Annotated in this window: 28 protein-coding genes and 1 riboswitch; of the genes, 7 read left to right on the plus strand and 21 right to left on the minus strand. The window is 69.1% G+C overall.

Annotated features, from left to right (window positions below; genetic code table 11):
* Window positions 1-2: 2 nt before the first annotated feature.
* The 17 genes from AB0H64_RS15225 to AB0H64_RS15305 all read right to left on the minus strand — a co-directional run bounded on the left by AB0H64_RS15225 (window position 3) and on the right by AB0H64_RS15305 (window position 10,957).
* Window positions 3-686 (minus strand): hypothetical protein, encoded by a 684-nt coding sequence (locus AB0H64_RS15225; RefSeq protein ID WP_357624097.1) that lies wholly within the window; start codon window positions 684-686, stop codon window positions 3-5.
* Window positions 687-728: 42 nt separating this feature from the next.
* The gene (locus AB0H64_RS15230) at window positions 729-1,919 is read right to left on the minus strand and encodes a site-specific integrase (RefSeq protein ID WP_357624099.1); all 1,191 of its coding nucleotides are present in this window, start codon (window positions 1,917-1,919) and stop codon (window positions 729-731) included.
* Window positions 1,919-2,125: a helix-turn-helix domain-containing protein gene (locus AB0H64_RS15235; protein WP_357624100.1), complete on the minus strand. Its 207-nt coding sequence runs from the start codon at window positions 2,123-2,125 to the stop codon at window positions 1,919-1,921. Before AB0H64_RS15235 ends, AB0H64_RS15230 begins: the two co-directional genes overlap by 1 nt.
* The gene (locus AB0H64_RS15240; RefSeq protein WP_357624101.1) at window positions 2,122-3,264 is read right to left on the minus strand and encodes an AAA family ATPase; all 1,143 of its coding nucleotides are present in this window, start codon (window positions 3,262-3,264) and stop codon (window positions 2,122-2,124) included. Before AB0H64_RS15240 ends, AB0H64_RS15235 begins: the two co-directional genes overlap by 4 nt.
* Window positions 3,261-4,154: a bifunctional DNA primase/polymerase gene (locus AB0H64_RS15245; protein WP_357624103.1), complete on the minus strand. Its 894-nt coding sequence runs from the start codon at window positions 4,152-4,154 to the stop codon at window positions 3,261-3,263. The genes AB0H64_RS15240 and AB0H64_RS15245 overlap by 4 nt, the downstream gene beginning before the upstream one ends.
* Window positions 4,155-4,166: 12 nt before the next feature.
* Complete coding sequence (locus tag AB0H64_RS15250; RefSeq protein WP_357624105.1) at window positions 4,167-4,871, minus strand: DNA cytosine methyltransferase; 705 nt, start codon at window positions 4,869-4,871, stop codon at window positions 4,167-4,169.
* On the minus strand, window positions 4,868-5,110 hold the full coding sequence (locus tag AB0H64_RS15255) for a hypothetical protein (RefSeq protein ID WP_357624106.1): 243 nt from the start codon (window positions 5,108-5,110) through the stop codon (window positions 4,868-4,870). Before AB0H64_RS15255 ends, AB0H64_RS15250 begins: the two co-directional genes overlap by 4 nt.
* Window positions 5,107-5,376, minus strand: coding sequence for a hypothetical protein (locus AB0H64_RS15260; protein ID WP_357624108.1), 270 nt, complete (start codon window positions 5,374-5,376; stop codon window positions 5,107-5,109). Before AB0H64_RS15260 ends, AB0H64_RS15255 begins: the two co-directional genes overlap by 4 nt.
* Window positions 5,377-5,564: 188 nt before the next feature.
* The gene (locus AB0H64_RS15265; RefSeq protein ID WP_357624110.1) at window positions 5,565-7,808 is read right to left on the minus strand and encodes a hypothetical protein; all 2,244 of its coding nucleotides are present in this window, start codon (window positions 7,806-7,808) and stop codon (window positions 5,565-5,567) included.
* A gap of 136 nt (window positions 7,809-7,944) precedes the next feature.
* A complete protein-coding gene (locus tag AB0H64_RS15270; protein ID WP_357624111.1) occupies window positions 7,945-8,115 on the minus strand; it encodes a hypothetical protein in 171 nt (56 codons plus the stop codon).
* A gap of 15 nt (window positions 8,116-8,130) precedes the next feature.
* The gene (locus AB0H64_RS15275; protein WP_357624113.1) at window positions 8,131-9,012 is read right to left on the minus strand and encodes a hypothetical protein; all 882 of its coding nucleotides are present in this window, start codon (window positions 9,010-9,012) and stop codon (window positions 8,131-8,133) included.
* Entirely contained in the window at window positions 9,009-9,389 is a 381-nt protein-coding gene (locus AB0H64_RS15280; protein ID WP_357624115.1) for an RRQRL motif-containing zinc-binding protein, read from the minus strand. The genes AB0H64_RS15275 and AB0H64_RS15280 overlap by 4 nt, the downstream gene beginning before the upstream one ends.
* Window positions 9,386-9,904, minus strand: coding sequence for a hypothetical protein (locus AB0H64_RS15285; RefSeq protein ID WP_357624117.1), 519 nt, complete (start codon window positions 9,902-9,904; stop codon window positions 9,386-9,388). The genes AB0H64_RS15280 and AB0H64_RS15285 overlap by 4 nt, the downstream gene beginning before the upstream one ends.
* A complete protein-coding gene (locus tag AB0H64_RS15290) occupies window positions 9,901-10,125 on the minus strand; it encodes a hypothetical protein (RefSeq protein ID WP_357624118.1) in 225 nt (74 codons plus the stop codon). The genes AB0H64_RS15285 and AB0H64_RS15290 overlap by 4 nt, the downstream gene beginning before the upstream one ends.
* 11 nt (window positions 10,126-10,136) lie before the next feature.
* The gene (locus AB0H64_RS15295) at window positions 10,137-10,313 is read right to left on the minus strand and encodes a hypothetical protein (protein ID WP_357624120.1); all 177 of its coding nucleotides are present in this window, start codon (window positions 10,311-10,313) and stop codon (window positions 10,137-10,139) included.
* Window positions 10,313-10,696 carry a WhiB family transcriptional regulator gene (locus tag AB0H64_RS15300; RefSeq protein ID WP_357624121.1) on the minus strand — a complete coding sequence of 128 codons (384 nt, stop codon included), beginning with the start codon at window positions 10,694-10,696 and terminating at the stop codon, window positions 10,313-10,315. Before AB0H64_RS15300 ends, AB0H64_RS15295 begins: the two co-directional genes overlap by 1 nt.
* A gap of 72 nt (window positions 10,697-10,768) precedes the next feature.
* On the minus strand, window positions 10,769-10,957 hold the full coding sequence (locus AB0H64_RS15305) for a hypothetical protein (protein ID WP_357624122.1): 189 nt from the start codon (window positions 10,955-10,957) through the stop codon (window positions 10,769-10,771).
* A 158-nt stretch (window positions 10,958-11,115) separates the two neighbouring features.
* On the opposite strand from AB0H64_RS15305, the gene AB0H64_RS15310 reads away from it, so the two are divergent.
* Window positions 11,116-11,781, plus strand: a complete 666-nt coding sequence (locus tag AB0H64_RS15310) for a GntR family transcriptional regulator (RefSeq protein WP_357624124.1) — start codon at window positions 11,116-11,118, stop codon at window positions 11,779-11,781.
* 54 nt (window positions 11,782-11,835) lie between these two features.
* On the opposite strand, the gene AB0H64_RS15315 is transcribed toward AB0H64_RS15310, so the two are convergent.
* Window positions 11,836-12,669 carry a hypothetical protein gene (locus AB0H64_RS15315; RefSeq protein ID WP_357624125.1) on the minus strand — a complete coding sequence of 278 codons (834 nt, stop codon included), beginning with the start codon at window positions 12,667-12,669 and terminating at the stop codon, window positions 11,836-11,838.
* Between the two features lie 870 nt (window positions 12,670-13,539).
* Complete coding sequence (locus tag AB0H64_RS15320; RefSeq protein WP_357624126.1) at window positions 13,540-13,920, minus strand: GNAT family N-acetyltransferase; 381 nt, start codon at window positions 13,918-13,920, stop codon at window positions 13,540-13,542.
* A gap of 86 nt (window positions 13,921-14,006) precedes the next feature.
* Between AB0H64_RS15320 and AB0H64_RS15325 the strand changes: the two genes are divergently transcribed.
* From AB0H64_RS15325 to AB0H64_RS15345, 5 genes are all read left to right on the plus strand, one after another.
* Complete coding sequence (locus AB0H64_RS15325) at window positions 14,007-14,636, plus strand: uridine kinase (RefSeq protein ID WP_357624128.1); 630 nt, start codon at window positions 14,007-14,009, stop codon at window positions 14,634-14,636.
* Between the two features lie 81 nt (window positions 14,637-14,717).
* Window positions 14,718-16,028, plus strand: coding sequence for a TrpB-like pyridoxal phosphate-dependent enzyme (locus tag AB0H64_RS15330; protein ID WP_357624129.1), 1,311 nt, complete (start codon window positions 14,718-14,720; stop codon window positions 16,026-16,028).
* Window positions 16,029-16,304: 276 nt separating this feature from the next.
* Window positions 16,305-17,078 (plus strand): DeoR/GlpR family DNA-binding transcription regulator, encoded by a 774-nt coding sequence (locus tag AB0H64_RS15335; protein ID WP_357624131.1) that lies wholly within the window; start codon window positions 16,305-16,307, stop codon window positions 17,076-17,078.
* 2 nt (window positions 17,079-17,080) lie between these two features.
* Window positions 17,081-18,160: a galactose-1-phosphate uridylyltransferase gene (gene galT / locus AB0H64_RS15340; protein ID WP_357624133.1), complete on the plus strand. Its 1,080-nt coding sequence runs from the start codon at window positions 17,081-17,083 to the stop codon at window positions 18,158-18,160.
* 67 nt (window positions 18,161-18,227) lie between these two features.
* Window positions 18,228-18,363: riboswitch (cyclic di-AMP (ydaO/yuaA leader) on the plus strand.
* A gap of 4 nt (window positions 18,364-18,367) precedes the next feature.
* Entirely contained in the window at window positions 18,368-19,330 is a 963-nt protein-coding gene (locus AB0H64_RS15345) for a hypothetical protein (RefSeq protein WP_357624136.1), read from the plus strand.
* Between the two features lie 241 nt (window positions 19,331-19,571).
* Here the strand turns inward: AB0H64_RS15345 and AB0H64_RS15350 are convergent, their stop codons facing one another.
* The gene (locus AB0H64_RS15350) at window positions 19,572-20,081 is read right to left on the minus strand and encodes a helix-turn-helix domain-containing protein (RefSeq protein WP_357624139.1); all 510 of its coding nucleotides are present in this window, start codon (window positions 20,079-20,081) and stop codon (window positions 19,572-19,574) included.
* 80 nt (window positions 20,082-20,161) lie between these two features.
* Here AB0H64_RS15350 and AB0H64_RS15355 point away from each other — a divergent pair, with 80 nt between their 5' ends.
* Window positions 20,162-20,596, plus strand: a complete 435-nt coding sequence (locus AB0H64_RS15355) for a tautomerase family protein (protein WP_357624142.1) — start codon at window positions 20,162-20,164, stop codon at window positions 20,594-20,596.
* 162 nt (window positions 20,597-20,758) lie between these two features.
* Here AB0H64_RS15355 and AB0H64_RS15360 read toward each other — a convergent pair whose 3' ends face one another.
* Window positions 20,759-20,971 carry a hypothetical protein gene (locus AB0H64_RS15360; protein WP_357624144.1) on the minus strand — a complete coding sequence of 71 codons (213 nt, stop codon included), beginning with the start codon at window positions 20,969-20,971 and terminating at the stop codon, window positions 20,759-20,761.
* Between the last annotated feature and the right edge of the window lie 395 nt (window positions 20,972-21,366).

Below are 21,366 nucleotides of genomic sequence, written 5' to 3' on the forward strand. Positions count from 1 at the left end.
GATCACGGGTCGTCGCGGGCCGAGCGCTCTCCCTTGGAACCAGGCTTGCGCTTGGCAGGACCTTGCTGGATCCCCGGAGGCGGCGTGTCCTGCTTCTGTGACGAGAACAGTTGCTCCGCTACCTGGTTGGGCTCTGGCTGGAGGTTGAGTACACGCATCGCGGTGAAGGACTTGAGTCGGTCTCGGAGTATGGGGTCGTCCACCCGATCGATCAGCTCAAGAGCCTGAGTCAGGGTGGTATCGGCCTGTATATTTTCATGAATACGCTCAGCTTGGACGGTTAGGTGTTTCCGCGCGCGGTTTGCGTGAAGCGCGAACGCTCCTCCGCAGGTGGTGATGAGCAGGCCGCTCAAGCTGGTGAGCAGGGGCAGGTAGCTCCAGTCCGGATTCCCCGCATTTGCGAGGGCCAGGGCGCCGCCTGTCAGGAGAATCACGGCACCTGCGGACATGAAGATCACACTGAGACGGAAGGTGGTCTCCGCCTGTTTCAACGCCTGCCTGAGGAAGTCGAAAAAGAAGCTTAGGCGCTGACTTGCCAGGTCGGGAGGTGGTTCGTGATGCGACCTCATCTCGAAGACGAGGTCTCCCATGGACTGGTAAACAGGGCCGTGGACGGTGAAGTTTAGTTCCGCCTTCTCAGTTGGGCGCTCAGGATCTTCATCGCCGGTCTGAACGTCCGCCATCATTTCTCCGATCATTGGGATCGCAGAGGTAAAGCCCACCCCAGCTTAGCTTTTGTGTGTCGGTTCCTTGAGTCTTTCAGGGTCCGCTTCTGGTGGTGCGAAGATGCGATCCATGGCTATGGCTCCGGACTGGACGACGGGACGGATCTGCTTCCGGTAGACCGCTTCGGTCGTCGCTGTGCTGCTGTGACCGACCAGGCGGGAGATCTCTTCGAGCGGCAACCCGTTGTCGGAGAGCAGGGACACGAAGCTGTGTCGCAGCTCTCGTGGCGTCCACTCTTTGGGGTCTACGCCATCCGCGTCCTTGAGGACCGCACGGAACGCGCGCCGCACGTTGGCGGCATCCAGCTCGGTGCCCACGGCGGAGCTGAACACCAGTTGGTCGGCTCGCCAGTCGCGGCCCTGCTCCTTCTGCTGAGCGTCCCTGCGCTCTTTGAGGGCGTCCACGCAGCGCTGAGGGAGCGCGAGAGTGCGGCGCGACTTCCGCGTCTTGGTGTCGCCCCCGGTGCGGACCGATCGCCATACGGCCATGTAGGGAGGGATGGCGGGTTCGGCGTCTGGCGTTCCGTCCAGGTCCACGTGGTCCCACCTGAGCGCCCTTAGTTCTTCCGTGCGCGCCCCGGTGAGCAGGGAGACCACCACGTAGGCGTACATCGGTGTCCCTTCGGCAGCTTGGAGTATGGCCCCCGCCTGAGCGAACGTGAGCGCCTTGGAGGGACGGCCCTCTCTGCCTTGTGGGACCTCGCACAGCTCGACTACGTTCCGTTTGACCTTGTTACGGGCCATCGCGCGCTTGATCGCACGGTTGAGGCACGAGCGGATGATTTGCAGCGTCCGCGTGCTCAGGGTCTTGGCCTTCTCCGCGAGCCACTTGTCCACGTCCTCCGTACTGAGGTCGCGCAGCTTCCGCTTGCCGAGTGCTGGGATGACGTGCTTCTCGCACTCGGTGGTGTTCAGGTCCACCGTGCTCTGACTGCGTCCGCTCAAGCCGTAGGCGAGCCAATCCCTGACGGCCTGCTCTACCGTGTGGTCCCCTGGCGCGATGGTGAGACCGTCCTCATAGTCCCTAACGATCTCCTTGAGCTTGGTCTTGGCTTCGGTCTTGGTCCTGCCGCTCCCCTTCTTGACGATGCGCTTGCCAGCGGGCGTGTAGCCGACCGTCAGCGTGGCTATCCAGCGCTTCCGGCTCTCGTCCCAGTGAAGCCCACCATCTCCCTTACTGCGTCGTTTGGTCATCAGGCAGCGTCCTCCGCTTCCTTCTCCAAGAGGCTGATGTAGGCGCGGATGCCGTTGGCGGTAATCAGGCGTGCGCGGCCCTGCTTGACCGAGCGCAGGCGGCCGGCGCGGATCTGTTCGTAGATGACGGTCCGGCTCATGCGCAGCAGGCGCATGGCGTCGGTCACTCGGTAGAGCTGGGCGTCGTCGAGCGTGGCGGGCGTCATGACGGGTGGTTCTCCTCACCGGGGACACCGGGGACACCGGGGAGGCTCGGATGTCCCCCTTGATCGGTCGGATTCGTGCTGGTCAGAGACAGTTCGGGGACACTGGGGACACCGGGGACACTTTCCGTGGTCTGTGTCCCCGGCAGGCGGTAGCGTCCGGTGGCGTCTACGCAGAGCTGGCCGTCAGCGGCCATTCGCTGGCAGGTCTTCTTGACGGTGTCGCGCACGATGCCGACACCTTCGGCGATGGCCTTGGGCGTGCTGTTCGGGTTGGTCCGGACGTGCCGGATGATGGCCGCGCGGGTGTCGGACAGGTTGTGGTCCTCCGGCGGGCCGTCCAGCAGGTGCCAGACGCCGGCGGCGGGCTGAAAGGCCATCGCGTACTCGGCTTCTTCGACGTCGCGGCCGGTGACGTGCAGGACGCCGTCTGCGGTGCCGCGTGCGCGCTTGAGTACCAACGTGGCGTCGGCGGCACCGGCCAGGCCGTTGGTGCCGGACACCTGCTCCAGGAAGTCGTCTGAGCCCATCTTGCGGATGTGGTGGACGAGGACGACGGCCACGCCGAAGGTGTCGGCCAGGCGCTTGGCGCGGCCCATGGCGGTGTAGTCGGCGTCATAGGCGGACAGGCCGGGCGGGGTGGTGCCGCGCACCTTGGCGAACACGTCGATGACGACCATGCGTGCGCCGGCGTTGCGTTCCAGCCATCGCGTGATGGCTTCCTCCCCGCCTTGGGGCAGGGTCGGGCAGGCCGTGGACAGGGTCAGGTCACGCGGCGCGGGCTTGTCTCCAAGGATCTTGCGCATGCGCGACTGGAGACGGCGCGGGGTGTCCTCCAGTGCGAGGTAGAGCACCGGTCCCCGTTCCACCTCGATGGCTTCCAGTGCCTTGCCGCCCCTGGCCACCTCGATGGCGGTGGCCAGGGACAGCCAGGACTTGCCCACCTTGGGCGGACCGGCCAGCAGGTTGAGCCCTTCCGCAATGACGCCGGGCACGGCCCATTTGGTCTCCGGGAAGGTCATGGCCATGAGTTCGTCGGCCGTCCACGCGGTGCGCAGCCCCGGTGTGTCCGGGGCGGCGGCGCGCGGCTTGCCAGCGTCTTCGGCGACCAGCCGTAGGTGGGAGGGGCGCTCGCTGGTCATGCGGCGACCGTTCGAGGGCGGCGGGCACCGGCGCGCAGTCCTGAGGCGATGGTGCGGGTGGCTTCGCCGTAGGGTTGGCCGACCTGCCGGGCGGCGTCGGTGAGCCATCCGGTTACGTCGTGCTCGGGCAGTTCGCCGCCGGCCACAAGCTGTCCGAGTGCGACCGATGCGCGGTAGAGCGCGGTGTTGTGCCCGTCCGGCGGTGAGGTGGTGACCCGTTCCAGCTCTGCGTCCACGGCGGCACGCAGGTAGTTGCCGCGTCGGTCGGACGGCAGCGACACCACCACCGGTTTCTGCGGTGGCAGCGGCGCGGGGATAAGGCGTTCGGCCAGCCAGCCGGGCAGCGGAGCGGCGGGGACGGCGTGGACGACCTGGTAGGTGCCGGTGCCGTCGCTGGCAGTGACGTGGCTGCCGGGGCCGACCACGAGCCCGCCGTTGGCGCGGGTGTCGATCAGCCAGCCGAGCCCGCCGTTGCTGCCTTGGGTGTTGCCGAGCGTCGGCCCGTCCGGGGCGGTGTAGTACAGGTGCATGCCGCCGCGCCTGGTACGAACCTGGAAAGTCTCCAGCGGCAGCGACTGGCCGGCGTCGGCGCACAGGGCGGCGAACACGTCGGCCCCGTCCGTGATGCCGGGCCGGTCCCACTCCGGCGGCGCAGTGTCGCCGGGCTTGGGCGTGTCGAGGTCGATGACCACCAGTCGGGACGGGCCGCACGCGATGCCGACGTTGTACGGCTTGCTTTGCCACCAGGCGCGGATGGTGTCGGGATCCGTGGTGGCGCGGTCCTGCCAGGAGGTGAAGCCGCGGGGCGGCACCTTGCCGCCGGGCGTGAGCGGGAAGACGTGCCAGCCGCGTGCGGCGGCAGCCAGGGCATAGCGGGTCAGGTCATTCATGCGGCTCGCCTCTCAGCGGATGGTGGTGGTCAGGGTCCGGGCGATGGCCTGGCCGATGTGGCAGGTGTAGGCGGGCGGGATGGCCTCGCGCAGCCCGTCACGGTTGGCCCAAGGCATGTCCATGACGGTGCGGGCCAGGGGGACGCCGGAGAAGTTGCCGATGAACTGGCCGTAGCTGCCGGGCGGGACGGGGCGGCCCATCTTGGCCTGCGGTGCGAGGTGGGCGGGGTGTTCGGGCGGAGTGAAGGTGAAGCCACAGCCATTCTCGAAGTAGCGATGCCGGTAAGTGGCCAGTCCGAACATGGCGCCGCACAGCATGACCGGCGTGCGAAGCTTGGGCAGCGCGCCCTTGACGTTCTCGATCACGTACGGCAGACCGAGCGCGTCGAGCGCTTGGCGGGTGGGCGCGATGAGGTCGGGGTGGTCGTTACCGCGTAGCCGCTGGGTGTCGCTGTCGTGCTGGCAGGGCGGGCTGGCGTGGACGAACGCGAACTCACGGCGGATCTGGTCGCGGTGCGTGTGCAGGAATGTCAGCGCGTCAGCCTGGTGGAACTCCTGGCCGACGTAGCGTGGCTGATCGGCGATGTCCACGCCGGTGACGTGGAAGCCGGCGAGCTGGTAGCCGCGCGTGGCGCCGCCCTGGCAGCAGTACAGATCCAGGACCCGCAGGCCGTTGCCGGTCGGCGGGGTAGCAGTTGACGGCAGGCTGATGGTCATGCGGCGTCCCTCTCCGAGCGGGTGAGCAGGTCGGCGGTGATGGCCTGCTCAAGGCAGACCTTGTGGACGGGCCGGCCGTCGTCGTCGACCAGCAGGCAGGGGCGGTGGCAGAGTCGGCAGGGGCTGGGACGGCCGCCGCGCCAGTGCCCGCGTCCGGTCCAGTCCAGGAGTAGGCGGCCCTGCCAGAGGCGGCGCCGCTTGCCCTGGTAGGTGACGGTGGGTTCGGCCGGCGCGGTCATCGGCTGATGTCCCGGCTCAGGTGGCGCAGGTAGTTGTAGAGGCGGCGGCCCAGGCGCAGGCGCAGGCCGGTGGCGTCGCAGCGGCGGCACCAGCGGCCGACGCTTCCGTTGGTCTTGAGGGTCTTGCCGACGCCGTGGCAGCGGCGGCAGCGCGCGAACGGGTCGGCGGCGCAGGCGGCGGCGTAGCCGAGCAGCCACAGCAGGATCAGCGCTGCGACGATGACGGTCGCGGTGGTGGTGGTCGCGGTCGCGGTCAGGTGGGTCATGGAAGGTCTCCAGAGCCGGTTTTTGGGTGTGGGAAGCCGAGCCCGCTACCCGCGACCTACGGATATTCGGGCTGGTCAGGCGGCATTTAGGCGGTCGCGGGGCGGGTCGCGCGACCGCGACCGGTCGCGCGTCTCCCGCGACCCCCGGCGAACCCCTTCGAGGCGGTTCGCCGGGGGGCCGGCGCGGACTATCCGGCGGTGTTCTCCCGCCGCTTGATGGCGGCGGCGACGGCGGCTTTCTTGGCTCCCTTGAGCGCCTTGCCGTCGCGCTTGATGTCCACGCTCGGTACGCCGAGCGCGCGAAGCTGAGCCGAGACGGTGTCGGCGGTGATGTCGGCGTAGTGCTCGGGGATGCGCTCAGCCAGCCGGGACGCGAGGAACGTCCACGGCAGGCCGGTCTCACTGCCCTGGTAGACGGTCAGCGCGTCGGCCAGCACGTCACGCGCTTCGCGGGCCATGGTCTGGCCAGCGGCGTAGCCGGTCAGCGTCCCGGCGCGCTCGCGCAGGACACGGGCGGTGGTCAGGATCTTCTCTGCGTCGGCGGCGTCGGCCAGGTAGGTCCGCACGGTCGGAGTTTCGTCGGCGGCCCCGTACAGGTAGCCGACGCCCCGGTACTGCTTGCCGACCGGCAGGGAGGAGGCGTCGAACCCCTCGGAGTAGGCGTCGCCACCAAGGATGGCGTCGGAGACGTTGCGGTTGCCGCACTTGAGCGCGAAGCGCACGGCGTGGTTGTCCCGGTAGCGGTTGAACAACCGCTGCACGTCACCGGCGCCCACACCGCCGGGCTTCTGACTGCTGGACAGGATGATGACGCCGGCGGACGGGCCAACCGCCATGATGAAGCTGAGCAGGGAGGCGATCTCCTTGTTCGTCTCCTGGTCATCCAGCTCGTAGTAGACCTGGAACTCCTCCATAACCAGGACCCACACGCGCAGGTTCTCGTACTTGCGCGACAGTTCCTCGGTGAGCTTGCCGTCCGGGCATTCGGTGACGGGCAGGGTAGAGAGGAACTGGTTGACCTGCTGAATGTGCGCCTTGATCTCCCTCAGGGCGTCCAGCAGCATCTCTACCGGGTCACCGTCGCGGTTGGGCATGGTGCCGAAGATGATGCGGTGCGCGACCAGGGCGAACTTGCGCCAGTCCGGCGAGTCCTTGCCGTCCACCACGGTCAGCTTCACGTACGGGTCCATCGCCGCGTACAGCGCCAACGAGCGGGCGGCGAACGTCTTGCCCTTACGCGGCTGCGCACCGACCAGGATCGAGATCCACAGCAGCAGCAGGGTGACCTTGCGTCCGCGCTCATCCAGCCCGAACGGGGCGGGCTGCCAGATGTTGCGCGGCTTGCCGTCCAGCAGCGGCGTGCGGCCAGCGGGGATCGCGAGCGGGTCACGGTCGGCCACGAACAGCATGTGCCGGCGGTTGGAGGTCTGGTCGCGGGTGAGGTAGACCTGCTGTTCGGTCACGTCCAGGCCGGACGCGATCGCGCCGCGCGCCTTCACGGCGTCATCGAACGTCTTGCCGTACGGCAGGTCTATCAGCACCTCAGAGCCGGTGCCGGCGGCGTCGCGCGACATCCGGGACCCGAACTTGACCTGCTGGTTGGCCCTGTCCGGGTGGCCGAGCCCGGCGGCGTAGTAGGCACGTAGCACCACGTCGCTGTTGAGCAGGCGGTAGCGGCGGCTGACGACGGCGGTCGGGATGATCTGCCGTCCCGCCGGACGCCCGTAACGGGCCAGTGCCGGCACCAGGACGGCGGCGATGACGACCCACCAGAACACCGACAGGTCGGCCCGCAGAACGACGATGATGGCCACGGTCAGGACGACGACCTGGAAGAACAGTGCGACACCGCGCCAGCGGCGGGTGGCCTTGCCCTCCTTGTGCAGCTTGAGCCACATCGCCGGGTCGTTGTCGGTGGCGGCCTGCTGCAGCAGCGCGTATTGCTCGTTGAGCCACCACCAGCGCAGTTGACGGCCGGCCAGCCGGAACGCGCCGACGATCGCCCACCAGATGGCTTGCAGGGCGTACCAGGGTGAGCGGACCGCGTGGAAGCCCGCCACGTACGCCCACTTGCCGGCCGTCGTACGGACGGTGCTGGACAGACTGCCCCGACGCAGGCCGGTCGGGATGATCGGACGCCGCTTGTCACCCTCAGGCGACGCCAAGACGGCCGGCTGAGGGGGGTCCACGGGCACCGGTCCGGCGTCGGTGGCAGTGTCGTCGTCCGGCGGGTCGTCCAGTTCGACCTCATAGGAGGTGTCGAAGACGGCCGGTCCGCCCTGCGGGTCGTCGGCGGGCGGCAGAGTGCCGTACGGCAGCCGGTCTGCGCGGGCCGCGTCCAGGTCCACCACGTCCGCGCCCTGCCGGTCGGCGTCACGGTCCGGCGGGCGGTCGGCGATGTCGATGTCGGAGTCGTGCATGTGCTCGGTCATGATGTGTGCACCTCGTGTGCGCTTGAGCGGGCGGGGTGGCAGGGCACGGCTTCGGTTTGGCGACTGGGGGCCGTGCCCTGTTCTGCTGTGGTCAGGGACGATGCGCGGTCGGTCCGCGCTCCGTTCGCGCGGGCGGTCATCGGTCGGTGTCGCGGCGGGCCAGGTGCTCGCTGCGGACCGCGCTCATGCCGGTCCGGATGCGGGCGCGGACGCGCGGGCCGTCGATGAGCATGCGGACGAAGATTGCGACCGGGACGGCCAGACACGCCAGGCTGATCAGGGCGGCGGCGAAGATGGTGGTGAACACGGGCGGTCGGTCCTCTCAGGCGGCGTCGGCGTTGACGCGGTCGGCGGGCGAGGTGTCGAGGGCGGTCGAGGGGTCGGCGGGCGCTTCGGTCCGCAGTCGGGCCAGCAGCGCCCCGGCGCGGTCGGTGGAGATGGACTGACCGCTCTCGCGGATGGCCTCACGCAGCCGGTCACGGGTGAGCGGCTCGCCCTTGGCGTCGAGGTCGGCGGCGATCTGCCAGCCGATCGGCATCAGGTCGTCCACATCCGGCGGTGCGGTCGTACGGCGGGACTTGGCCGACGCGGGCGCGGTCTTGGCGGTGCGGGGCTTGCGCGGCTTTGCCGTACCAGCGGCGGGCAGCGCGGGCGGCGTCTCCTTCGGCGGGTCGATCGCCACCGCAGCGGGGATCTCGGCTTCCTCGGGGACGGACGCCGGGGCTGTGTGGGCGTCCCTGGCCAGCATGTGACCGAGCGCGGCGCCCATCCCGAGCACCAGAACCGGCAGGCAGGAAACCAGGGTGGTGATGGCGGTCGGTGCCTTGTCCTGTCCGGAGATCTCCAACAGGTGGTAGGCGACCTGACCGAGCATGCCGAGCGTGAGTGAGCCGATGGCCGACCACTTGGCGAACGCGCGGGTGCCGGGGCTGATGCTGGTGGCGGAGGAGAACCACGCCCCGAGCGCGTAGGCGGCGTAGGTCTCCACTCCGATGGGCAGCGTGATGGCGGTGTCGATCTGGAAGTCATCGGCGATGCCGGGCAGCGGGGTGACCAGGCCGAAGCCGGTCATCCTGCCGAGCCCGACCCACCCCGACCAGGTGGCGACGGCGGCGGGCAGTGCCAGCAGGAACAGCGGCCAGCGCGCCGGCGTCTTGGCGGGTGCGGCGTCCTCGGGGGCGTCGGTGGTGTCGTTGGTGGTCATGCGGCACTCTCCTGAGCGCAGTCGAGGCAGGTCCCCAGGTGGCGGGGCAGGACATAGCCCGCGTCCCGGTGGCAGAGCGGGCAGGTACGGCGGGCGGCGTTGGCCTTGGCCAGCGCGGCGCGCTGGGCCGGGGATGGGGTGCGCTTGGGCAGCGCGAACCGCACGTCGTACAGGTAGGCGGCACGCACGCCGGGCGCGCCGTGCCGGTTCGAGCGCCACAGGATCTGTGCCTGGACACCCTGCCCGGCGGGACGCAGCCCGCGTGCGGTGAGCTGGCGCATGGTGAGCAGGTGGGCGGGGGCCATCTGCCAGGGGTAGGTCGGGATGCCGTAGCGGCTGCCGGTGGGGTCCCAGAAGCGGGCACGGATGCGGCTCATGACGCGCCCTCTATGAGCCTCTCGGCGAACACGCTGATCAGCTCGACATTGAGCGGGGGAAGCGTGTCGCGCCACGACTGACCACGGCCCGGCAGCGCTTCCGGCCAGGTGTGGACCGTCCGGTACCGCAGCGGCCACGGGCCGAGCGTGCGCAGGTCGGCCAGCACCTGTTCCATGGGGCGGTGCCCGTCGATGTCCAGGACTAGCCCGTCCGGCAGGAACGCGGCCACGTGGGTCGGCTGCCAGCCGTCGTCATCGCTGTAGCGTTCGATCAGCGCATGCCCGCAGCCGACCCGTTCGGCGATGGCGCCGGCCAGGTACATGCATTGGGCGAACCCGAACAGCTCGACGGCGTCGGCGTCGATGACGCCGGGACGGATGACGAAGGCGGACTGGCCGTGGAAGGACGGCACGTCCAGCGTGACGTCCAGGCGCAGCTCATACAGTGGGTGGCCGTTGGCCATGGCGGTGAGCAGCGGGTAGGCGGTCGCGGCGGGCGGAGTGATGCAGGTCATGAGCGGCCCCACCCTTCCCAGCAGCGCGGGCACCCGGGGCGGTTACACCAGAACTCCGGGTCGGCGGCCCACTCCTGGCAGGCGGCATCCACGTCGCTGGCGACGTTCGTGCCAGTGCCGGTGAAGAGGTTGGCGAGCTGGCGTTCATGGGTGATGCGCAGCGCCTCACAGACGAAGAACCCGGCAAGGAACGCCACCAGGTAGGGGAGAACGGTCATCATGTCGGCCCCCTTCAGGCGTTCGGCCAGCGGAAGCGGATGCGGCAGGTACGGCAGCCGGGCCGGCATGTTGCCCCGTGGGCGGGGCAGAGCTGGACGCGGCGGCCGGTGGTGGTGCCGCAGCGGCGGCAGCCGATAACGTTCGCGGAGCGCTGGCCGCAGTCGGAGCAGTGGAAGCGGGTGGTGGTCATCAGGCCACCTCGCTCATCGGGGTGACCCGCTCGAAGCCGGTCAGGCCGTAGGCGAGTGCGATGATTTCATCGGCGGTGTGGCCGGCCCAGACGCCCTCACGAGGGCGGACAGCCAGCGCGTAGTCCAAGCACGCCGAACGCGCCGGGCAGCCGGCGCACACCTTCATGGCGGCTTCCTCGCGCGCCAGCCGGTCGGCCTGCGACTCCTCCTCGAACGCGTCAGGGCCGGTGAAGGCGGCGGCGCTCGGCTGGCAGGCCGGTCCGGCAGCCTGCACGGCGGCCAGCAGCACCAGCGGCGTCTCTTTGAGCAGGCCAGTCAGCTTGTTGCCGGTAACAGCGGTGAGCGACCGGTCCACGTTCGTCGGTTTGGACCCGTGGGTCATGATGGTGGTGCTCCTTCGCGGGAGTCGAGGGGGCGGCTCGTGTCTTGGCGGATGAGGGCCGCCCCCGGGGGGCTAGTTCTTGGCGAGGGTTTCGACGAAGGTCGCCACAGCGCGGAAGACGGCCTTGATGGCGTGCGCGGCGCCCACGGGGTCGTTGATGGCGTAGACGATCGCGCCGACGACGGCCAGAAACATGAGCACGGACAGCAGGCCACCGCCACGCTTCTGCGGCTGCATGGCAGGTACGGCGACGTTCCTCACAGGTCATTCCTCCCTGTTCCTTCGGTGACCCGGTCCGTGTGGAGTGGGCCATGCACAGCAGCGTATACGTAGTTGCGTATACGCACAAGTCCTAGGTATACGATGATGCGTATACGCTGATAGGGTCGCCGAAGAACCTCGAAGGGATTGATCCACAAGTGCCAGAACCGGCCTACGTCCGCATCGCAGGCGAGTACGCCCGGCGCATCCGCACTGGAGCGCTACCGCCTCGCATCCAGCTACCGAGCTACAAAGAGATCGCTCAGGAGAACGATGTCTCGGAGATCGTGGTTCGGAAGGCTCTAGAACTCCTCCAGAGTCAGGGGCTTGTTCGATCCGTGCGACGGCGCGGCGTCTTCGTCGCCGATCGGCCCAACCTCGTTCGCGTCTCCCCGGAGCGCCAGATGGAAAGCGCTGAACGCTCGTTCGAGAACGAGTCCGACCGGGATATTCAGGTGGAACGGGAGACTCGACAGATTCCCGCCACTCGCGAACTTGCGGAAGCTCTCGGCATCTCGGAGGGCGAGTTGATCACGCACGTGATCACCCGAGCCTCTGAGGGAGGGCGACCGATCTCGATCTCGGACACGTACCACCCGATAGACGTGGCCGACGTGTCGGGTGCCGCCTTCCTGGAGGAGACGGTCACTGACCAGCTACCGACATCGACTCATGCCGAGTGGCTTCGCACGACGCCCGGTGATCTCGTAAAGACGGTCAATCAGCGGTTTCTCGCCGCTGACGATCAGGTCATCATGATCTCTGGCGTGTCGTATCCACGGGATCGTTACGACGCTTTCGTGTTCCGTATGGCCCTCAAGTAGGGCAGACAAAAGAGGGGATGCCGGCATGTCCGGCATCCCCTCTTTGCTGTGTTCTCAGGTCCGAACCCAACCTTGTGCGACGTCCGTCTCTGTCCACCATGAAACGAACTGTGGATCTGTGGAGTCCAGCCTCCAGCGGGCCGACAAGGCATCAAAGAACGCATCATGGCCGGTCTTGCCGCCCTTTGGCTCCCCGATGTAGATGAGCCGTTCGCCCCCAGCCTCCTCGAAGGATGTCAACGCATCGACCGACATCCTGTCGCCCCAACCAGGGGGCCAGCACAGGAACAGCACGTGACCTGCCGCTTTGGGATGAGTCGCGAACTCCTCCAGGCCGTTGACGGGATGCCATACATGCACCTGTCCGGCAGCTTCGGGAAACGAGACGTTCTCGCACTTGTCTGGCGGTTCCACGTCATACGCATCAACGGTGAAACCCGAGCGGGACAATTGCGCGGCCCAATACCCCCGACCTGCCCCCAACTCCACGATGGGAAGGTTGGCGCAGAAGTCGGACATCCATGCAATGGTCTCCGGGGAAGGGATGGCGTAGGCGTAGGTCGCCTGCAAGATTATTTGCGCGAAGGCGAGCCGTGCGCTTCCTTCCGCCCTCCCGCCGTTCACCACGCGCCGGCCCTCATACGCGGACACGAACGGCTCGACGATGTCCCAGTATGGGTTTGAACTCACATCGCGTCCGCCGGTCATGAAGTGCACAAACCGCAGATCAAAGGCCCCGTCAGCTTCGACATCCCCGGTTCCCGACAGGCGTGCCGCCATGTCTAGATACTCCGCCACCTTGGGGTATTCGGCGTGTAGCCGCCGCTCATCCTCCAGCAGTGCAGTGATCTCATTCCATCGTTGTGTCGTCATGGTCAGCTTGGCCATGCGCCAAGTCTCTCGCACTGCGTCCGGCCCCTGCCACGCATCGCTACGGGAACCCTCCCGCGACGGCGGACGTGTCCCCGGTGTCCCCGGTGTCCCCGAACGTCGCCTGAGCTGCATAAACGTGGCCGATCATGAGGGACACATGTCCCCGCCTCTTGTCCCTGGTGTCCCCGACAAAGACAGAAAGGCGCTTCGCGCGTCTACTTGAGGCGCTTCGCGCGGAAACCCTGGCTGCAACATGTTGCAGCCGGTCTTTGCGCGAAGCGCGTTCTGACGAGACGCGCGAAGCGCCCTTCTGTCCTTCAAGGGGGCTGCGAGGCGCCCAGAGAGCCGTAGAGGGCCGACGATCTTTGTCCTCATGTCTTTACATGAGAACCGTGCGCACTCTCGGCTCTGACGCCCTCAGGCGCTTTGCGGTGAGGCGGCTTGGGTGACGAACTGGGTGACAATCGCGGTGAACAGTGGCGGACGTGAGCGGACTCCTGCGGACGTCTGGCTTTGGCGGCAGTCACGCGGCCACCTATGGGAACATGTGTTCGATATGATTTGGGAGCAAGAAGTCGCAGGTTCAAATCCTGTCGCCCCGACCAGCTCAAAGGCCCCTTCCGCACTGGAAGGGGCCTTCTGTTTGCCCATGGCCTCGAAGAACTCCCAACGGAAGGGTGCACAACCAGCGGTCGGACGTCGCAATGCGGGGGCGGCCAGGTCCACGATGTCGGGGTTCATTGCGGATCGCGCGGCTGGACGCGCGCAGGTCCGTTCTCAAGGCGCACCAAGGATGCGATCCATCCCGCCCGCGTCCTTGACGACGTTCCTCGTCTCACCGAACGCCCGTGCAGTCGCACGGTCGTTCTCCTGTGCGGTGGCCGGTCAGAGGGTGAGCACCATGAGGATCTCGTCGCGGTCGTCGCCGGGGGCGAGGCGGAGCGCGCCGGGCCAGCGGCCGATCTCCTTCCATCCCAGCCGCGCGTAGAAGTCCTCCAGACCCGTTCCGCCTCGGGCGGCGAGGTGGAGTTGTTCCAGTCCCATCTCCTCGCGGGCCAGGCGGCGCACACGGTGCATCAGCGCGGCGCCGAGGCCCCTGCCGCGGAACGCGGTATGCGTCTGGACGTGGTGGACCGTGCCCCAGTGGGAGGTCAGCGGGCCGGCGTCCCTGCGTACGTGCAGCCAGCCAACGAGTGTTCCGCCGAGGAGGGCCACGAGGAGGCGGCCGCGGTGCGGGTCGAGACCGGCGATGATCGGGTCGGCCACGGACGCCACCTGGTCCGACGGGACGGCGAGGCGGGCCGCGGGCGGCCGCCGGTGGGGTGAAGGAAGGTCGCAGTAGGCTCGGGGCGATGCGTGTGCGACCGATCTCGCCGGCGGCGCTGGCGGAGGAGCTGGCCGGGCGGATCGACGCCCTTCCCCGCGACCGGCGGGTGCGGGTGCTGCTCGACGGTGCGCCGCCGGGCGAGCCGGGGCGGCTGGCCGACGCCCTCGTCGCGCCGCTCAGGGTCCGCGGGCGGGCGGTGGTGCGGGTGTCCGCCGGTGACTTCCTGCGGCCCGCGTCGCTGCGGCTGGAGTACGGCCGTACCGACCCGGACGTGTTCTACGACGACTGGCTCGACACCGGGGCGCTGGTCCGTGAGGTGCTCGGGCCGTTGGAGCCCGGCGGGACCGGCAAGGTGCTGCCGGCGCTGTGGGACAGCAGCGCGGACCGGGCCTACCGCCTGCCGTACGAGGACCTGCCCGTGGGAGGGGTGCTGCTGCTCGACGGGACGTTGCTGCTGGGGCGGGGACTGCCGGCGGAGCTGAGCGTGCATCTGTGGCTGTCGGAGGGGGCGCTGGCGCGCGGCACCGGCGAGGACGAGCGGTGGCGGCTGCCCGCCTATGCCCGTTACGAGCGCGAGGCGCGGCCCCGGCTGAGCGCCGACGTCGTCGTACGGGTGGACAGACCCGGGCGGCCGGCGATCGAGGACCCCGGCTGAACCGCGGACCCGGCTGAAGGAGCTCCAGGTGATCCGGCGCGTGACCTGGTAAGACGGGCGGGATCGGCGCAGACTGGAACGGTGATCCCGAGCCACTGGTACAACATCGTCCCGGACCTGCCCGCGCCGCCGCCTCCGCCGCTGCACCCGGCGACGCGGCAGCCCGTGGGCCCCGGCGACCTCGCGCCGTTGTTCCCGATGGAGCTGATCGGCCAGGAGGTGAGCGGTGAGCGGTTCGTCGCCGTCCCGCGGGAGGTGCTGGACGTCTACCGGCTGTGGCGGCCGACGCCGCTGCTGCGGGCGCGCCGGCTGGAGCAGGCGCTCGGCACCCCGGCCCGGATCTACTACAAGTACGAGGGCGGCTCCCCCGCCGGGTCGCACAAGCCGAACACCGCCGTGCCGCAGGCGTACTACAACGCCCGCGAAGGCGTGCGGAAGCTCACCACCGAGACCGGTGCCGGGCAGTGGGGCAGCGCGCTGGCGTTCGCGTGCGCGCAGTTCGGGCTGGAGTGCGAGGTCTGGATGGTGCGGGCCTCCTACGACCAGAAGCCGTACCGGCGCTCGCTCATGCAGGTGTACGGCGCGACGGTGCACGCCAGCCCGTCGCCCGTGACCAAGGCCGGGGCCAGGGTGCTGGCCGAGACGCCCGGCTCGTCCGGCAGCCTGGGCATCGCGATCAGCGAGGCGGTCGAGGTGGCCCGCGCCGGCGAGGACGTCCGGTACGCGCTCGGCTCGGTGCTGAACCACGTGCTGCTGCACCAGACGGTGATCGGCGAGGAGGCGCTCCAGCAGATGGAGGAGACGCCCGACGTGATCATCGGCTGCACCGGCGGCGGCTCCAACTTCGCGGGGCTCGTCTTCCCGTTCCTGCGCGAGAAGCTGGCCGGCCGGATCGACCCGGTGATCAGGGCCGTCGAGCCGGCCGCGTGCCCGACGTTCACGAGAGGTGTGTACGCCTACGACTTCGGCGACACGGCCGGGTTCACGCCGCTGCTCAAGATGCACACCCTGGGCCACGACTTCGTGCCGGACCCGATCCACGCGGGCGGCCTGCGCTACCACGGCATGTCGCCGCTGCTGTCGCACATGTACGAGCTGGGGATGTTCGAGGCGGTCAGCAAGTCGCAGAGCGAGTGCTTCGAGGCCGGTGTCCGCTTCGCCCGTACCGAGGGGATCTTGCCCGCACCCGAGCCGACGCACGCGCTGGCCGAGACGATCGCCGAGGCGCTGCGCTGCAAGGAGAGCGGCGAGGACAAGGTGATCCTGACGGCGCTGTGCGGTCACGGCCACTTCGACCTGGCCGCGTACGACCGTTACCTGTCGGGGGCGATGGAGGACTTCGCGCTTCCGCAGGAGCGCATCGACGAGGCCCTCGCCCACCTGCCCGGCTGACCGGACCGCGCCGTCCCGGTCCGCGCGCTCCCGCCCGCCGGGCGGGCGTCAGCGCGCCGTAGGACGCTTGCCGTGGTTGGCCTTCTTCTTCTTGCGGGCCTTGCCCTTGCGACTGCGCCTGGCCATACGGGCCTCCCTGGGAAACCGACGAGCTCTGGTGTGACGTGTGTCTCCAACGTCCCTCTCCGGCGCTTCCGGCACAAGAGTGAGACCGGTCAACATTCCCCAACACTGGCATGTCATAATTTGGTGGAATCTGTTGGAAGGAGCGCGGGCTTGCTGGCACAGCAGCGACAGCAGACCATCCTCGAACGCGTCCGCAGCAGCGGCGGCGTCCGGGTGGCGGACCTCGTGCGCGAGCTCGGTGTCTCCGACATGACGATCCGCCGCGACCTGGAGGTCCTCGCCGAGCGCGGCCTGCTGGCCAAGGTCCACGGCGGCGCGACGGCGCTGGACCAGGGCTCCACGGAGGAGCCGGGGTTCACCGCCAAGTCGGCCCGGCAGCAGCACGAGAAGGAGGCCATCGCGCGTGCCGCCGCCGAGCTCGTACGGCCGGGCACCGCGGTCGCGCTTTCGGCCGGCACCACGACGTGGTCGCTGGCCCACCATCTGACGGGTGTGCCCGAGCTGACGGTCATCACGAACTCCGTGCCCGTCGCCGACGTCTTCCACCGCAACCCGCGTCCCGACCGCACGGTCGTGCTGACCGGGGGCGTCCGCACTCCCTCCGACGCGCTGGTGGGCCCGGTGGCGGTGGCCGCGATCCGCCGGCTGCACGTGGACACGCTGTTCCTCGGGGTGCACGGCATGAGCGTGCGGGCCGGGTTCACCACGCCGAACCTGCTGGAGGCGGAGACCGACAGGGAGCTGGTGGCCGCGGCGCACCGGCTGGTGGTCCCGGCCGACCACACGAAGTGGAACACGATCGGCATCAGCACGATCGCCGAGCTGGCCGAGGCCGACGTCGTCATCACCGACGCGGGGCTGCCCGAGGACGCACGCACCGAGCTGGCCGAACGGGCCGGACAACTGATCATCGCTGAGGGGTAGCCGTGAAGCGCACCATCACCCATCTGGCCGACGGCCGGGAGCTGATCTACTTCGATCGGAGCGACGACGCCGACCGCGGCGCGATCGACCGCCGGCCGCTCGATCCGCGACCGGTGGCCTCCGAGCTGCGTTACGACCCGCTGACCGAGGAGTGGATCGCGGTCGCGGGACACCGGCAGACACGCACGTTCATGCCTCCGGCGGACGAGTGCCCGCTGTGCCCGTCGACGGACACCCGGGCCTCGGAGATCCCGGCGCACGACTATGACGTGGTGGTCTTCGAGAACCGTTTCCCCTCCTTCTCCATGAATCTCGGGACTTATCAGGATGTGGGGGGTCTGAGCGAGGTTCGTCCGGGTGTGGGGCGGTGCGAGGTGGTGTGCTTCACCTCGGATCACTCGTCATCGTTCTCCCGGCTCTCCGACGCGCAGGTCGAGCTGGTGATGGAGGCGTGGGCCGACCGTACCGCCGAGCTGTCCGCGATCGACGGCGTCGAGCAGGTCTTCTGCTTCGAGAACCGGGGCGAGGAGATCGGCATCACGCTGACCCACCCGCACGGACAGATCTACGCGTACCCGTACGTCACTCCCCGCACGAAGCTCCAACTCGGCGCGGCCAGGCGGCACGCGGACCGGCAGGGGGGCAACCTGTTCGCGGACGTGCTGGCGGCCGAGCGCGCCGCCGGGACGCGGGTCGTGGCCGCCAACGAGCTGTGGACGGCCTTCGTGCCGGCCGCGGCGCGCTGGCCGTTCGAGGTGCACGTCTACCCGCACCGGCAGGTCCCCGACCTCGCCGCGCTGTCGGAGGAGGAGCGCGCCGCGTTCGCGCCGCTCTACACCTCGGTGCTGCGGGCGCTGGACGGGATGTTCGGCGTCGCCATGCCGTACGTCGCGGCCTGGCACCAGGCACCGGTACGGCAGGACCGCGAGCTGGGGTACCTGCACCTGGAGCTGTTCAGCATCAGGCGGGCGCCCGGGAAGCTGAAGTATCTGGCGGGGTCGGAGTCGGCGATGGGCGCGTTCGTCAACGACGTGCTCCCGGAGGAGGCGGCCCGGCTGATTCGATCACAGGTAGATCACTGATTGATCTCCGATTGGAGTCGCATGACCTCCGCTTTACTACTAGTATCCCTTCGGTACCGGCGGTAACAGCTGGTACACGCCTAATCCCGGGCGCGTCGCTCGGGAGCCGGGGACCCACCGCATCTGGGGTGAATCCACTTCGGTGGTAGGGACCTCCCATCCCGAACCCGTCAGCTAACCCGGTCGGCAGAGGGAGAGGAATCCTCCGTGGCGTCCGCGTCCCCCACGCGCCTTGCCATCAACTTCATCATCGGCGTCGTGATCGCCACCGCCGGTTTCGGCGCGGCCACCGCGACCGCCGACCCCAAACCCAGCGAATCCGAGCTGCGCGCCGAGCTGAAGAAGCTGAACGGCAAGGTCGACAAGCTCATCGAGAGCTACAACCTCAAGCGGGTCGAGCTCGCCAAGGCCCAGCAGGCGGCCGGCACGGCCGGCAAGCGGCTCGCCGCCGCCGAGCAGGCGGTCGCCACGGCCGAGCGCCGGGTCACCGAGATCGCGCAGTTGCGCTACCAGAACGGCGACCCGGCCATCATCGGCTTCATGCTTCCCAAGAGCGCCGCCGGCGCGGCCGTCCTGGAGCAGATGACCCGCGAGCAGCAGGCGGTCGTGCTGGGCGTCGCCAGGGCCCGCGACGAGAAGAAGCGGGCGGCCGACGAGGCCGCCGCCCTGGCCACCCGGATCAGCGCCGAGACGGCGGACGTCGCCAAGCGGCGCGACGAGGCCCAGGACGTCATCGACGACATCGAGAAGAAGCTCAAGGACCTCGTGCCGGTCAGCACCGGCCGCCGCTCCGACGGCACCTGGGCGCCCGAGCTGCCGTCGGGCACCGACAACATCACCCCCCGCACCCGGGCGATGCGCGCGCTGGTCGAGAAGAACTTCTCGCTGCCGTTCACGGTCGGCTGCTTCCGCTCGGGGTCGAGCGGCGAGCACCCGCTGGGCCGGGCGTGCGACTTCATGATGAGTTCGGGCGGCACCATGCCCAGCGCGGCCAACCAGGCCCTCGGCGACCGCCTCGCGGCCTGGGCGTTGGCGAACAAGGCGAAGCTGGGGGTGAAGTACGTGATCTGGCGGCAACGCATCAACCAGGGCTCCGGCTGGAGCGCCATGTCGGACCGTGGCAGCATCACCGAGAACCACTTCGACCACGTCCACATCTCGATGAACTGAAACCGGGATGCCGTTTGTGCCGGCGGTGGTGATGCGGTGGAGACTGGCGGCTGCGTAAGCCCTCGCGCCGGTTGGGGCTTGTCGCCAACTCCCACCACCGGTCATCGGCCGGCCGCTCGGCCTCGCCCCAGGACTGTCGAGCGGGGGGCGACCCGCTGGATCCGCTTCCATGACGCCGGGGGCGATACCTGGCCCCACCTCGAACTCGACGACCGGGGACGGGGCACCGTGATCTCGCCGGTCACAACTCCTCGGGCGCGATGCCGCTGCGCCGGGCCAGCACCCTGGTCCCCGGCCCGGAGGCGGCGCCCGGACCGGGCAGCACCGTCACGTTGGCGGTGGTCACCGCTTCCCCGCACCCCGAACAGCAGACCTGCGGGGTGAATTCCGCACCACATTCGCGGTGCACCAGGCGCACCGGCGGACCGCCCGCCGGTGTCGCCCATTTGTCGCCCCAGGCCATCAGCGCCATCAGTACCGGCACGAGTTCGCGGCCGGCCTCGGTGAGGTGGTACTCGTGCCGCAGCGGGCGCACCTGATACGCCCGGCGCTCCACGATGCCGTCGGTGAGCAGCGTCTCGAGCCGGCGGGTGAGCAGGTTGCGGGCGATGCCGAGGTTCTGCGCGATGTCGTCGAACCGGTGCAGGCCGAGGTAGATGTCCCGCACGATCAGCGGCGTCCACCACTCGCCGACGCGTTCCAGGGACTGCCCGATCGAGCAGTGCATCTCCGCGAAGCTAGTCCGTTGCATGGCGCCAGTGTAGAGGGTTGCTTCATTCAACTCACTCTTGTACGTTGCCGAACAGGAGAGTTTAATGAAAGGACTTACCTATGCCGTTCGTAGAGCTGTTCGTCCCCAAGGGCTCGCTCGACCAGGAGCACCGCGAGAAGATCGGCGGGCGACTGGTGTCGGAGGTGATGATCGCCGAGGGCGCCCCCGACACCGAGGCGGCCAGGTCCATCTCGTGGCTGGTGGTCAACGAGATCGACGCCTGGTTCGTGGGCGGCCGGCAGTTGCCCGCCGGGGAGAAGCCCAAATACGTGGTGCGAGTGGGGGTCCCGGCCGGTTCGATGAACGACGAAAAACGCCGTGACATCGTGCGGCGCGTCACGCGGGTGCTCGCGGACGCCGATGTGGATCCGGGACGGTTCACCCAGGCCGCCGCCGCGTGGGTGCACATCAACGAGATCCCGGAGGGCAACTGGGGAGCGGGCGGGGAGATCGTGCGCATCGAGGACATCGCGGCCATAGTCACCAGCGGTTAGACCCTCGGCCGGGGACGCGCTGGGGACGCTCGTGGCACCGACGGTGCACCGGGCCTCGGGCCCTCCGGGGCGATCCGGGCACCTGGCCCGCCTCGTCCCGCGCACCCGGCAGCGGCGGGACCCGGTGGGCCGGCCGCACCTCGTGCGGCCTGTACGGGCCGGTCACGTGCAGGTCGAAGCCGAGGACGGGTCTCCGTCGTCGGTGGTCATGCCGTTCGTCGAGAACGTGCCCAGGATCGTGACCGTGGCGGGCACGTCCCGGACCAGGATGTCGGCGGCCGAGACCCGCTGACCAGCCGGCCGGGAGACGTGGCAGGTGGCATGCCACCAGTCGACGACCAGGCGGCCGGGGTCGTGCGGGTCGGCGCGGCGCACCGATTCCGACCGCGTCCTCTGCTCCCGCTGCTACGCGCATCCTCGTCGCCCCTGCGGGGTCTGCGGACGATCCCGCCGTGTCGCGCTGGAAGCCACTGACGCCAGCCCTGACATCTGCCCTACGTGCTACCAGGCACTCGAGGTGTCCTGCGCGATCTGTGGCCGGCACAACCGTGGTCGGCGCACCGGCATCGGTGATGCCCCGGCGTGCTTCAGTTGCATGCTCGCCGATCGCGTCGACGCCCTGCTCACCGGACCCGACGGAAGCATCGCAGCGGCACTGATGCCGCTGCGAGAGGCCATTCTCGCGACGAACAACGCCCAGGCCGCTCTCTCCAACCTGGGCCGTAGCCGAGCCCACGACGTCCTGGCCGAGATCGCCGCCGGACGCGCCC

Origin of the sequence: Nonomuraea sp. NPDC050733, from assembly GCF_040654215.1 — a bacterium.
Lineage (GTDB): Bacteria > Actinomycetota > Actinomycetes > Streptosporangiales > Streptosporangiaceae > Nonomuraea.